The sequence below is a fragment of the Endozoicomonas atrinae genome (assembly GCF_001647025.1).
GTDB classification, from domain to species: domain Bacteria; phylum Pseudomonadota; class Gammaproteobacteria; order Pseudomonadales; family Endozoicomonadaceae; genus Endozoicomonas; species Endozoicomonas atrinae.
In genome coordinates this window covers 1-13,123 of record NZ_LUKQ02000158.1, presented here as the reverse complement: position 1 = coordinate 13,123, position 13,123 = coordinate 1, and the positions used below count along the sequence as shown (strand labels likewise).

At 46.4% G+C, this 13,123-nt stretch carries 6 protein-coding genes and 1 pseudogene; 5 read left to right on the top strand and 2 right to left on the bottom strand.

Annotated elements, in window-relative coordinates:
• Positions 1-464: 464 nt before the first annotated feature.
• Positions 465-1,118, bottom strand: coding sequence for a cysteine hydrolase family protein (locus tag AK963_RS18760; RefSeq protein WP_066016967.1), 654 nt, complete (start codon positions 1,116-1,118; stop codon positions 465-467).
• Positions 1,119-1,858: 740 nt separating this feature from the next.
• Between AK963_RS18760 and AK963_RS18750 the strand changes: the two genes are divergently transcribed.
• The 5 genes from AK963_RS18750 to AK963_RS18730 all read left to right on the top strand — a co-directional run bounded on the left by AK963_RS18750 (position 1,859) and on the right by AK963_RS18730 (position 12,763).
• The gene (locus tag AK963_RS18750) at positions 1,859-2,311 is read left to right on the top strand and encodes a hypothetical protein (RefSeq protein WP_066016969.1); all 453 of its coding nucleotides are present in this window, start codon (positions 1,859-1,861) and stop codon (positions 2,309-2,311) included.
• A 263-nt stretch (positions 2,312-2,574) separates the two neighbouring features.
• Positions 2,575-3,684: a beta-barrel domain-containing protein gene (locus tag AK963_RS18745; protein ID WP_066016965.1), complete on the top strand. Its 1,110-nt coding sequence runs from the start codon at positions 2,575-2,577 to the stop codon at positions 3,682-3,684.
• Positions 3,685-3,736: 52 nt separating this feature from the next.
• Complete coding sequence (locus tag AK963_RS18740) at positions 3,737-8,983, top strand: tandem-95 repeat protein (RefSeq protein ID WP_066016964.1); 5,247 nt, start codon at positions 3,737-3,739, stop codon at positions 8,981-8,983.
• 88 nt (positions 8,984-9,071) lie between these two features.
• Entirely contained in the window at positions 9,072-11,099 is a 2,028-nt protein-coding gene (locus AK963_RS18735; RefSeq protein WP_066016963.1) for an ATP-binding cassette domain-containing protein, read from the top strand.
• Between the two features lie 419 nt (positions 11,100-11,518).
• Complete coding sequence (locus AK963_RS18730) at positions 11,519-12,763, top strand: saccharopine dehydrogenase family protein (protein ID WP_066016968.1); 1,245 nt, start codon at positions 11,519-11,521, stop codon at positions 12,761-12,763.
• A gap of 170 nt (positions 12,764-12,933) precedes the next feature.
• Here AK963_RS18730 and AK963_RS35595 read toward each other — a convergent pair.
• Positions 12,934-13,123, bottom strand: a pseudogene (locus AK963_RS35595) (IS630 family transposase); the annotation flags it as partial.

Below are 13,123 nucleotides of genomic sequence, written 5' to 3'. Positions count from 1 at the left end.
AGAGTCAGCTTAGTAAAATATTTAACTTTCTGGAACTATCAGACTTGCAGACCACCCCAAAAAGCTATACTTAACGACAGGTCATTTTGGACTGGTGTTTTGAGGACTTTTTACGCCGGTGATGACACCTACCGCTTGGCAGCTATCGTGCTCGCCATATAGTCACCATACAGGGTGCCTGCCTGCTTCTGCTGGCTGTTACATTCAATGTTACACGGAACGGCCAGACAAGGTGTGGCGGAAAGTGCACTGAGTAAGATAGCTGTGCATGTGTACGACTTATTCATGGAAAATACCAGGGGATATCAAAACGATGATTCGTGGAACTCTGGATCCTGTGAGCTTGAAGGCTATTGCTTACCGATTTTTGATAGTCATAGTGGGTGAGGTGAAAAGAGAGACTTGAAATGAACATAGTAGACATATTTTCTGGTGACTATTAACTAGGTAGGGAGTTCCATCTATCACTTCAAATTACTTTGATTGATTTCTTGAATCAGCTCATCGGTGGTGCGCTGGCGGCAGTAGCCTTTAACAGCTTCCAAGGAATGGTGGTGCCTCGTTTCGGTAAATGTGGTGCACGCATCAGAAACCAGGGTAACCAGATAGTTTAAATCGCAGGCATCGCGAACTGCACTTTCCACACACTGATCCGTCAAGACACCGGCAATGATCAAATGCAGACATTCCAGGTTGCGTAAAAGGTAGTCGATGTTAGTTGAGATAAAGACGCTGGATGATGTTTTCGGAACCACGATTTCGTCGTTTACTGGTTTGACAATGTCTATGACCTGGGCATCTTTTGAGCCTTTTGGCACATTAAATCCGGTAATCTTGTAATCAAGGCCTCTGTCTCTCCCATCTACAGTAAGACTTTCAATAACCGTAAAGAGGACTTCAATTCTTGCCTGTCGACAGGCCCTTTGCAGGCGCTTGATATTTGGCAGTACTGTTGAGGAAAGTTGCTGGAAGTAGTATTCATAGGCTTCCATGTTGTTTGCACTCTTACCTGTAAATTCTCCACCCTCGGGTGTACAGCTGAAGTTTTGAATATCGATAATTAAAAATGCACTGTGCCCTGGAACTAGAGGCACATCTCGAGACAGGATCTTATTCATTATCAGACTCTTCTTTACTGTTCATAACCAATTATGAGTTAAGTCAGTTTCCTGATGACAGGATAGCTCGAAAATGCATGGAGGATATATCGATAGAGTGAATCAAATGTGATGATACTTAAGTATCAGATACCTTGAATATGTGACTTTATAATGAATGCTCCTCTTTTTGTTTGAGTCCGTCGTTTAAAAGTTATTCATATTAATTGTTGAATAATTATACTTCTGTAGTCGTTTTATAATTAATAATATGTATCCTGTACTTATTAAATATATCGATTTATTAAATGGTTGAACGTGCAAACCACTGGTGCGTTTTTAACGGTCGTATAATTATTTTATACGTAATTTACTATTTTACGTTGAACCTTAATAATCTGTTTCTGTCCATTAGCTAGCTGGAAAATTTATCAACTGTTGTTTGTTGGAGGTGTCCGTTGAGTTCAATATTTAACTTTGGGTTTGACTTTTTTCTGGGTGACTTTGGTGGTTTCTCTTCCTTTCTTGTTCGCTCAATGATGTCTTTTCTCTGAAAATAAAGGGCAGCAGGTGAGTCCAGCGGGAGTAAGGAATATTTTCGAACTCCTGCGTTTTTAATTACCGGGCTTATCATGCAGCAATGGTTGCTATCAGATTATCTACTTGGCCCTCTCTGTATCCAGAGCCTTATGCTTAGACTATTATGAATGCCCCCATGGGCAGCTATACTTTGGGTATTTATTGATTTTGCTTTAATAAATATGGCATACCATGGCGTTGTGTGGCATACCGGAAGAGTGGTTAAAGGCTATGGGGTTGCTTCAGGGCAGGCTGTTGATTGCCCTTATCCCGGCGGGTCCATACGTTTACAGAAACCCTGCTTTCTTGAGGCTGGCCTTGACTTGTCCGAATGCTTTAATGGAACTCTCAATCTGTCGATTTTCCCCAGTTCCTTTAAGCTGATTTCACCCGAATTCACATTTTCTGAACTTTTCTGGCCAGGGGGGTGTGAAACATTTTCTTTTTCCCGTTGTTATCTCAACTATGGTGAGATACCGGCTTCCGGTTGGATTTATTATCCTCATTCTGAAACTAAACCGGATCATCTTCATCCGGATCATGTTATGGAGATCCTTGCTCCCCGGTTGCAAGGTATTTCTTATGGAAGTTTGCTGGCTGTGGGTATCAAAGCCGATGAAGTGTTGATCAGATAGTGTGAGTGGGTATCATTCAGGCCGTCAGCTTCAGGTACAGACACTTGGCCATAGAATGAACAACTATAATTAAGGTGTAATTCGGTAGAATGCTTAACTTTTTGATAAATCATTCTTTTTCTGATTTTGATTGCGTTAAGGTTGTTAGAAATATTTTTTTATTTCTAAAAGTATTATTAAACGCGACTTTTGTCTCATTCCACGTGAAGGAAAAGTCAGGAAGTGTTGATTAATCTTAAGAATTTACTAGGAAGTGAATTCGTATGGATGCAAAAAATGGACTGATAATCAGTGCTTTCCTCTTTTCAACGTTATTGCTGATTAGCACATTTGTTGAGGTAGAAGTTTTCACAAGAGCGGATGGGGAAGTTTCTTCTTATTCACCCCCGGCCTACGCCGACTTTGCCGATGATGGCGTTATCAAGCATGTATTTGTAGCTGAAGGTGATTTTGTCGATGAAGGCGCTATTCTGGTTGAGCTGAATAATGAAGAGCAGCAGATTAATCTGGATATTTTCACTCAGAAAAAGGCACGGCTGGAACAAAAGCTGGACATTCTCCATGCGCTGCTTGAGGAGCAGCTCCTTCATCAGTTAGTTGATGGTCAGGAGCTGGAGAAGCAGGTCGAACGATTTACGCTACTCAGTAATAACTATCATGACAGTTTGAAAAATCTGCAGGAACTGGTTGCTATCGACAGCCAGAAGAATCAGGCGATCAATGCCCTGGTCGAAAAAAAGGCTGCAGGATCCATGCAAACCATGGACTCAACCCAGAAAGTACTCCGGTCCCGAAAAGATCTTCTGAAAGTCAAAAAAGAATTTGAAGAGCGTATTGTTTTTGAAATTGAACGATACGAAGAACAACTGCGGGACGTCAGTAACAGTATTCGTCTCTACCAACACTATATAGAGCGTTCTTATGTACGTGCTCCAGTGGCAGGAGTTGTTCGTCAGGTTAATTTTTCACAGGTAGGTAAGTTTATCAGCCAGGGTGATACGTTTGCCGAGATTATTGAGCGAACCGTACAGCCTTACAAAATTACCCTCAATGTTTCTGCCAGTGATATTGGCATGATCAAGGCCAATACGGATGTACGACTGCGCCTTGATGCTTACGATCACACGATTTTCGGTTATCTCGATGGGACGATCAGCCGCATCAGTGTCGACAGGCTGGAAGAGTCTGGGAGTGAGTTGTTTTATCGGGTTGAAGTCGTACCGGAAAAAGGATTTCTTGAGTACAAGGATCAACGTTTTCCCCTGAAATACGGCATGACTCTGTATGGAACTATAGAGCGTGGCAGAATCTCTCTGATTAGTTACCTGATGAGCCCGGTTATTAAACACTTCCACGAGATAGGTCATATCTGATTCAGGTTGCCCCTGATTTGAGTCAGTACACATAATCCACGGAGGGGCAGGAATGAGTGAAACTAATCAGGTAAAGTCTTCTGCATCTGGCAGTGAGAGTGTTGGTGCTGCACTACAGGCCGCTACAGTGTTTGGGGCTTCTGATGGCCTGATTAGTGAGAGTCACGAGGCCGAAGCAAAGGATCGTGAAGACGCCCTTCAAGGGCTTTCAGAAGAACAGTGGGAAGCATTCTCTGCCTCCAGTGATGATGAAGAGGCCCAGGAAGAGGGCTCCGGTACAGGCAAGTCCGTCGGACGTGCTGGCAATGTGGTTGCTCCAGGTGCTGCAGGTGGTACAGCATCTGCAGCAGGTACTGCTGGCAGTTCAGCTGCCTCACCCGGAGCGAGTTCAGCTGCAGGGCAGGCTCCTGATGCACCTGGCGATGCTGCAGGGGGAGCTGAATCAGATACGGACGAGGAGGATGTGGACGAGGAGGGTGAAGAAAACGATTCATCCGAGTCTGAAGAGAGCAGCGAAGAAGAAGCGGCTGAAGAAGAAAGCTCAGAGCCTTTAGAGGAGAATACGGCTTCCGAATCAAGCTCTGCCAGTAAGGCCGAAGAGACTGAGGGCTCATCATCCGAAAGCACCAGCACTTTTGAACCCTCTTCCACAACACAACCCGCTTACAACCCAAACTATCAACCAGAAGCTGTTGCCGATGATGTAGAAGGCAGTGAAGGCTCAACTCTGATTTTTGATCCACTGTCCAACGATATTGATGTGGATGTCAATGACAATCCCGAAAACTTCAGCCTCGACAGCGCAGTAATTGTGGACAGCAATGGTGACCCGGTCAGTGGTCAGGGTAGTGTCAGCATTGTTGATAATCAGATTCAATTTGACCCTGGCAGTGACTTTGAGGCGCTTGCCGAGGGAGAAGAGCAGTTGGTCACTGTTCGTTACGTCATGAGTGATGATGAAGGAGCACAATCTACGGCGACGGCGACCATTACCGTAACAGGCACGAATGATGCACCGGATGTAAGTGGTCCTGTCCTGCTGGGAAGTAGCAGTGAAGACAGCTTGATTGAAATTACTGAATCGGCATTACTGGCGAATGCCTCTGATGTGGATGGTGATCAGTTGAGCGTTCAGAACTTGAGCTCAGACCAGGGAACAATCGTTGATAATGGTAATGGCAGCTGGTCGTTTACTCCGAATAGCCATTTCAGTGGTACTGCCAGCTTTTCCTTTGATGTATCTGACGGGATAACAACTTCTTCCGCTCAGGCATCGATATCGCTTACCGCTGTTGCTGATCAGCCATCTCTTAACATTTCTCCTGCCCATAATGATCTGACGATTGCAGATCACGATTTCAACAGTGGCTCAGAAGGCTGGACCCAGATGTGGATCGGGTCAGGGGCTTTTGCCACGGGAAATATGCTTGGTAACTTTGAAGGATCGGGCGGTAATCAACGAACATCCAATACCTATGATGTGCCGCAGGGTGTTGATGAGCTGACACTGAATTTCACGTTTTATGAGATAGATTCCTGGGATGGGGAAGAGTTCCGGGTATTTGTCGATGGTCAGCTTTTTCATGCGCGCTCATACCAGGTTTATAACAATTCCGGTGATGGCGCAGGTACCGAAACCCTGACAAATAGTCAGGGGGATGTTATTGGTCAAGTGGTTCATGAGGAGAGTATGTACGCTGTAGCAACCAGCAGCTGGATTGATCAGGCTCACCATTATACGTTGACCATTCCTGTTGACCCCAGTGCGGGGCAGGTCACCATCGGCTTTGGTTCGACATTGGATGAGGCAAAGAGTAATGAGTCCTGGGGAATCGATAATCTGAATCTGGCCATTACAGGCTCAACCAGTGATGCGATTGGTCTGGAAGACACCCCCATTTCACTCGATGTTACCTCAGCACTTGTTGATACTGATGGCAGTGAATCCATATCTCTGACATTTTCCGGGTTACCATCTGGAGCTGTGCTATCTGCGGGACAACAGAACCAGGATGGCAGTTGGACACTATCCGTTTCTGATTTGGATGCACTGACGATTACACCACCCCTGCACTTTAATGGAGAGATGTCATTTACAGTGACCGCTACCTCTGTTGAAGCTGAGACCGGAGAGTCTGCCAGTATAACGGATACGGTTACGGTCAACGTCATTCCTGTGAATGATCTGCCACTGACATCGAATAGTGTCACCATTGGATCTGAAAATTCGGATTATGTTTTTACACTGAGTGATTTTCCCTTCTCAGACGCTTTCGATTCTGGTGACAGCATTGAGGCGGTACGTATCAGCCGACAGCCTGATAATGGCCAAATCCTGCTGGACTCTAATGGTGATGGCAGTTTTGAAACAGTACTCGGATTAAATACTTCAGTTGGTATTGCTGATATTGACAGTGGGCGTTTGATTCTTCGCCCTGAGGTTGGTTTCAATGGTCACAATACGCTCGACTTTCAGGTCAGTGATGGCGAAGGGTGGTCAGATGCTTCGGCAACGCTGACCGTGGTGACCAAAAGTAGTGATGCCGCATTTGCTCAGTTAGACAGTGGTACTAGTCATATACTCCTCAGTGGCTCGGAAGGGCTTACAGGATCAGGCTTATCCGGGGATTCCCTCAGCGTCACTTCTGTCAATGGGCAGTCACTGTCAAGTAGTGGTACTACATCCATTCAGGGTGAGTATGGGGTTCTACAGGTTCATGTTTCCGGAGATTGGAGTTACACGCCGGATAATATTTCACAGGATGCTCTGTCAGTCACCGCCAGCCAGTTGAAGGACTCACTGGTTGCTCACTGGCGGTTTGATCAGGCAACGAATGGTGCTGTTGCCGACAGTGCTACTGCCGGAGTTGCACAGGAAATAGCCAGTCTTACCGGTGGCGCCACTCTGATCAATGATGGTCTGAATGGATTTGCGGTTAGCCTGGATGGTGTTAATGATCAGGTTCTGGTTGGGGACTCCACTGATATCAATGCGAACACCAGTACACTGGATGAGCGGACATTGAGTCTGGCCTTCCAGTTTGATGCAGCCAATGGCCTTACCGGACGGCAGATTCTGTATGAAGAGGGGGCGAGCTCAAACGGCATTGTTATCTACCTGGACAATCAGACGCTTTATGCTGGTGCCTATAACCAGAGTACTGGCTGGTCCGGCAATTACGTTTCGCAGGATGTCAGCTCATTACCGGTTGATCAGTGGCACCATGTAACTCTGGTTCTGGATGGAAGCAGTCAGCAGATGACGGCTTATCTTGATGGGCAGTCATTTGCCAGTGGTGCTGTTTATGGTGAAGGGTTATCCGGTCATTCCGGCGATATCTCTATTGGTGGGCCCAGTCTGGATGATGGTTCACCATCCACCAACATCTTCCATGATGGTACACATACCGGTAGTTACTTTCAGGGGCTTATTGATGATGTCAGAGTTTATAACCGCGTGCTGAGTGAGGCGGAAGTTGAGGCAGTTCGCTATGACTTTGATGGCCTGGTTGACCATTTTGACTACACCATTACTAATGGTTCTTCTACCGCCAGCAGTACATTGAATGTTTCACTGTCAAGAGCACCCCAGGCCGCCAGTGAGATCCTGAATGTTACTGAGGACAGTGGTTATACCACTGGCCAGTTGCAATCTTATGACCCTGATGGTGGCGATGTATTGAGCTATCAGCTGATATCAGGTCCAGATAAGGGGTTCGTAACCATAGACAGTGATGGACAGTACACATTTCTAACGGGTTCCGATTTTGAGTCATTGAGTGATGGAGAGTCTGAACAGGTCTCATTCACCTACTCAGTCACTGACTTGCAGGGGAATCAGGATACAGGGACGATTCTGGTAAACGTTACCGGTCAGAATGAGGTTTCACTTCCGTTGGGTGAAAACCTGGTCACCAACCCTTCTGCTGCCACGGGTGACTTCTCTGGCTGGACTATCACTGAGAATGGAGGCAGTGGCTGGGGCATCACCGGAACCAGTCAGGAAGGCGTTAACAGTTTTATTACCTCTTATGGCTGGGGGCGCAAATATCAATTGATCGACCTGGAAGCCAAAGGCTTTTCAGCGGACTTCCTTGATACAGCACCAGAGATTTCTGCCAGTGAGTGGTTTCTGGGTATAGGCAACACCAGTGATCAATATTATTTCAAGGTTGAGCTGAGAGGGGCGAGCCAGCAAGTCCTCGACAGTTATAATACCGGCACGCTGACTGCCTCCAGCCAGTGGCAGGAAGTTTCACACCAGTTCAGTGGCTACGGAACCGGGGTTCGTTATGTCTATGTTGAACATGGTGGTAAGGATACTGAATACTGGGCCGGTCACTACGGTACTGCTATTGATAATACACAGATAGTGGTCAATGCACCTGAAGATGGACAGGGAAGTCTGACGATTGACAGCAGCCTGTTTCAAATCGTTGATGGCGCCATGTTGGGAACTGATCTGACAGGTCAGATTGTCGAGAGTAATGGCTTTACCTCTCTGGATCAGTGGTTACTGGAGCATGAAGGCGGGGCGCTTTCAGTTTCATTGAATGCCACGGATGGAGACAGCTGGTCTGCCGGTGTCCGTCTGTTCCACAGTGATGCTTATGGTTCTGTCGGTGTAGAAGTGGCTCAGTTCAGTGGACTTTTAGCTGCAACCGGTCAGGCTGTTCAGGTTCTGGAGCTTGATGACTTACCGGCTGGCCATTACCAGCTTGTGCTGGGAAATGATGGCTTTGGTGAAAGCACTTCCGGCAGCACACTGGATTATCCGGGAATGGTCAGTGGTGAACACAGCTATGAGGTGGCTGTTTCCGGTCAGGTATCGGTTGCAGCTCTGCCAAGGGACCCTGGTCAGCATGCCCTTATTTCCGGCGAAACCCATGACCAGACTGAAGGAATTCTCACTCTTGCCGTTGTAAATAATGAAGCTGACATGGTCGATAGCGGTAACACCCTGTATTACGAAGTGTTTAATGGCGATACCAGGGTTGGACAGGGAGCGCTGGATTTCAGCAGTGGCAACAGTCCGCAGAATGTCGCGATTTCGATCAATAATGAACCTCTGGAAACGTTGACACTGGACGAAATTCAGGTGGTATTCCATGAAATGAATGCTTCTGGAGAGGTGGTCAGCAGCCAGACATTTGAGTTTAATCAGGCTGTTATTCCTGATGGAGACCCGGTAGTAGCCCAGGGAGGTGACGGGTTGCAGGGGCTGGAGCTGATGGATCTTGGTCTGGACTATTTTGAGTTGGGTTTCAGTGAATTAGTGGATGACCTGCAGGGGCAATAGATTGAGCAGTTATAGCCAGCCTGTTCATTGATCATTTACAGAATCAGGAGTGACGCCCGGCATTGTTTAACGGCAATGGACTGCGAACATGAATAGTGAAGACTGTCTGGTCAATTCAGCCAGCTTGAGCAGTGCACTGGAATACCTGAACAAGCACTATAAGCTGGATAGCAGGCTTGCCTATATCAACAACAAACTGCGTAAAACCAGTGATCTGACGGTTTATCAAACAAAAGCTTATCTCGAAGACCTGGATTGTCTTGTAAAAATCTCTACGGTTGAAAACCTTGAACTGGTTGAGCTCGATGAACAGCATATACTGTTCTGCTTTGACCATGAACACGACATCATCATTCTTCGTCATAACAGTGATTTGAACCGGGCACGCTCCAAGCACAGCATGGAGCACCCGATTCTGATTATCAGTACTGAAAAGCTGGAAGCCAGAGTGGACAAATCGGGTCGTGAACCCAAGAGTATGAGCTGGTTTTTCAGAAAGCTCACTGATCGTGACGGTTTCTATCTGATCCTGACTGGTATTATCACGAATCTCCTGGTTTATGTTGTGCCTCTTTACAACATGAATGTATTTGACAAGGTATTGCCCAGTGGTTTTGTGGGTATTCTGTCTTCATTGGTTCTGATTGCGGTTTTCCTGGTACTGATCTGGTTTGTTAACCGATCGGCACTTTCTTATTTGCTGAGTGACCGGGTATTCCGCCTTGAAGTTGAGCTGGCAAGGGAGTTTTCATACCGGCTTTGTAACTTGAAACCATCAGCAATGCCCCATTCGGCTTCATTCATGACTCAGCTCGTGACTTATGGCAGGTCACTGAGCCAGATGCTTGGAACACTCCATCTGCTGGCATTGGTTGACTCACCTTTCATGCTGCTCTCACTGGTGCTTATTGCCTACTTTGGTGGTGCGATGGTAGGCATACCTCTTGTTGCCATTATTCTGGTTGTTGGAATCAACCTTGTTCTTCAGCCAAAGATTCAACGATACATTAATGATCGCTATGAATTTGAAGGGAGAAAGCGGAAATTTGAGTATGAAATTATGCAGTCGCTGCCCTTTATCAAGCTGGCAGGCATGGAACGTTATTTTACTGAGGTGATTGAGCACAGAAGGCCGGATCATCGGCACTATTTTTCCATTTCAGCTCATATCAATCATATATCGATGCTGATTCTGTTTCTCTCTCTGATTGCTGTAACTGGTTATGGAGCGTGGCGCGTATCGGAAGGATTGATGACCATGGGTCAATTGGTGGCCTGCTCACTTCTGGCGTCTAAATCGATCTCTAATGCATCCATCACCAATTTGCTTTTCAATATCAATCGCATCCGTACTCTTTTTGACCACTTGAACCAGTTTTATGAAATACCCGTCGAGGAACGTGGAGCCTCTTTCTGTCTGACCCGCATTAAACATCTTGAACTGAAAGACATTGAGTTTAACTATACCGAAAATAAATACTTTCAGATCAAAGGCGTAAATATTGATCTTAACCTGCCGGATTCACTGTACGTTTATGGTCGGCCCGGGGCAGGCAAGTCGAGCCTGTTTAATATCCTTGCAGGGCTTGAAGAGCCATGCAGCGGTCATCTGCTGGTTAACAAACTGAATATCGAACACTTTGATTATCGGGACGTGCGCAGTCACATTCATTTTTCACCTTCCTACTACCGGTTCTTTACCGGGTCTCTGCATGAAAACCTGACGCTTGGTCGTACTTCAGTGACAGCGGAACAGGTCGCTGATGCTCTGGAAAAGGTGAATCTGACGGAGAAAATAAATCAGATTGATGATGGTCTTCATTTCCAGGTGGATAATAACGACATTATTCCCTTGTCTTCCGGTGAGCGGAAACGTTTTATGCTGGCCAGAGTCTTCCTGTCGGATGCTGATCTTGTTGTTCTGGATGAACCATTTGAGTTTTTGAGTGATGAAGACAGTCTTCACTTTATCCAATCTATACGGTCTTTTTGTGAAGAGACTGGAAAAGGACTGATTATTTTGAGCAACCGCAAATCTTTTGCTCATTTCTGCAGTCGTGCAATGACACTCAATAATGGTCAGCTATACCCGATGAAGAGCCAAAAGAGCGAGTAACAACGACAAGCCATAGCGCTTTTTTACCACTCCCAAATTATTAGTTATATCTAGGGGGCGTTCTCAACTAGCCATGAGTCCAGTTGATCACTCATGCATTCAGGCAATACCCAAAGGGCATAAAGGCGAACGGTGCAGGGCATGGTGGTTCCATGTTCAAGCAGTTCTACACAGCATGAATGCGTGTGATCAACCCGGAGGACCACCCATGGTTTGTGCCATTCTGCGTTGCTCACTACTTATGTGGAATAACCACACTTCGTAGTTCACGCCTTGCCTGACACAAACCATGGGTGGCTGGCACATGTCTAATTGAGAATGCCCCCTACTTCATTCTTTCCATTTTTCTCCTTGATTCTGTAGGCTTTATGTCTTGCTGTATCTATAAAAACGACAAAGTTCAGATATTCCCTGAGTTTATGAGTAATCAATTTGATGTGATTGTATTCGGAGCGACCAGCTTCGTCGGACAACTCCTTTGCCAGTACCTGGTAGATACTTTTAACGGCGATGGTCAGGAGTCTCTTCGCTGGGCGATGGCCGGGCGCTCTCAAGCCAAACTGAGTGAGCTAAAGCGCAAATTACAACAGCCTGAATTACCTGTGCTGCTTGCAGACGCCGCTGATGAGACTTCACTGAAAACATTATGTCAGCAAACCAGAGTGGTCGTTTCTACTGTCGGCCCCTATGCGCTTTACGGTGAGCAGCTTGTTAAAGTATGTGTTGAACTGGGGACTGACTACTGTGATCTGACCGGTGAAGTGCAGTGGATCCGACTGATGCTGGACCGATATGAGAACACAGCACAGAAAAGTGGTGCAAGAATTGTCCATTGCAGTGGCTTTGACTCAATTCCTTCTGATATGGGCGTGTACTTTACCCAGAAAAAGGCGAAAGAGGTTTTTGGTTCATTCTGTACGGATATCAGCATGGGGGTGAAAGCGGCAAAGGGTGGTCTTTCCGGTGGAACTCTGGCCAGTATGATCAATATCACCCGTGAGGCAGCAAAAGACCCTGGATTACGAAGGCAGTTGGCGAATCCTTACCTGATCTGCCCTGAAAATGACAACTTGAAGGCCAAACAGAAAGATGTTCAGACGCCGACTTATGATGCTGGCTTTGGGGTCTGGCTGGCTCCATTCATCATGGCAGCGATTAATAGCCGGGTTGTTTTTCGTTCCAATGCATTGGCTGAATACCCTTATGAAAAGGAGTTCAGGTACAACGAAGCCATGCTAATGGGCAGCGGCTTCAAAGGTCGTTTTCGGTCGACTCTCCTTGTAGCAGGGCTGGGGCTTTTCATGCTGTCCCTGGTGATCAAACCAACCCGCTGGTTTATGGAACGATTTGTTTTGCCAAAACCGGGAGAGGGCCCGTCTCCCAATGCTCAGAAAGCCGGGTTTTATGATATTCGGTTTCTGGGCAAAACCGCAGACGGTCAGGAAATCCGCACCCGTGTTGTTGGGCAGGGTGATCCGGGGTATAGCTCTACTGCGAGAATGTTAGGGCAGGTGGCTGCAGGGCTGGCACTGGATTTTCATGAGAATCAGCAAAAGACGGGGAAAGTTGGTGGATTCTGGACAACGTCCACGTTGTTTGGTGACCGGCTTATTGAGCGTCTGGAAAAAGATGCTGATATAACATTTGAAGTATTACGTTCCTGAGTGGGTAATATCCTGCTGCTATCTATCTTTCTCGAATAGATAGCAGCCGCTTCGGCTGATTTTCTCTGCGCAATTTGCACCGTTTTCTGACAGCACTTCTTTCATTCAATTGAAACTTAATAGCAATAAATCTGTAACAGCCATCGCCTAATACCAATTGAATTTTCTAACTACTGTATAACTGCCCAATCACGGGAGCACAGACTGAACAGTCGACCAGCTTCGCTGCAAAGGTTATTCCAAGCTTCACAGCAACAATCTACAATATTTTCATAACCTGAAAATGCTTTGTTTGATAAGTCATGCTCCCGCATCCACTCCCATAGCCTTTCTGAGCTGTTTAACTCCGGTGCGAATGGT

Excerpts from the sequence above, each read along its gene's own strand:
- AK963_RS18760 (WP_066016967.1), bottom strand. The coding sequence starts at position 1,118 with ATGAATAAGATCCTGTCTCGAGATGTGCCTCTAGTTCCAGGGCACAGT.
- AK963_RS18750 (WP_066016969.1), top strand. The coding sequence starts at position 1,859 with ATGGCATACCATGGCGTTGTGTGGCATACCGGAAGAGTGGTTAAAGGC.
- AK963_RS18745 (WP_066016965.1), top strand. The coding sequence starts at position 2,575 with ATGGATGCAAAAAATGGACTGATAATCAGTGCTTTCCTCTTTTCAACG.
- AK963_RS18740 (WP_066016964.1), top strand. The coding sequence starts at position 3,737 with ATGAGTGAAACTAATCAGGTAAAGTCTTCTGCATCTGGCAGTGAGAGT.
- AK963_RS18735 (WP_066016963.1), top strand. The coding sequence starts at position 9,072 with ATGAATAGTGAAGACTGTCTGGTCAATTCAGCCAGCTTGAGCAGTGCA.
- AK963_RS18730 (WP_066016968.1), top strand. The coding sequence starts at position 11,519 with ATGAGTAATCAATTTGATGTGATTGTATTCGGAGCGACCAGCTTCGTC.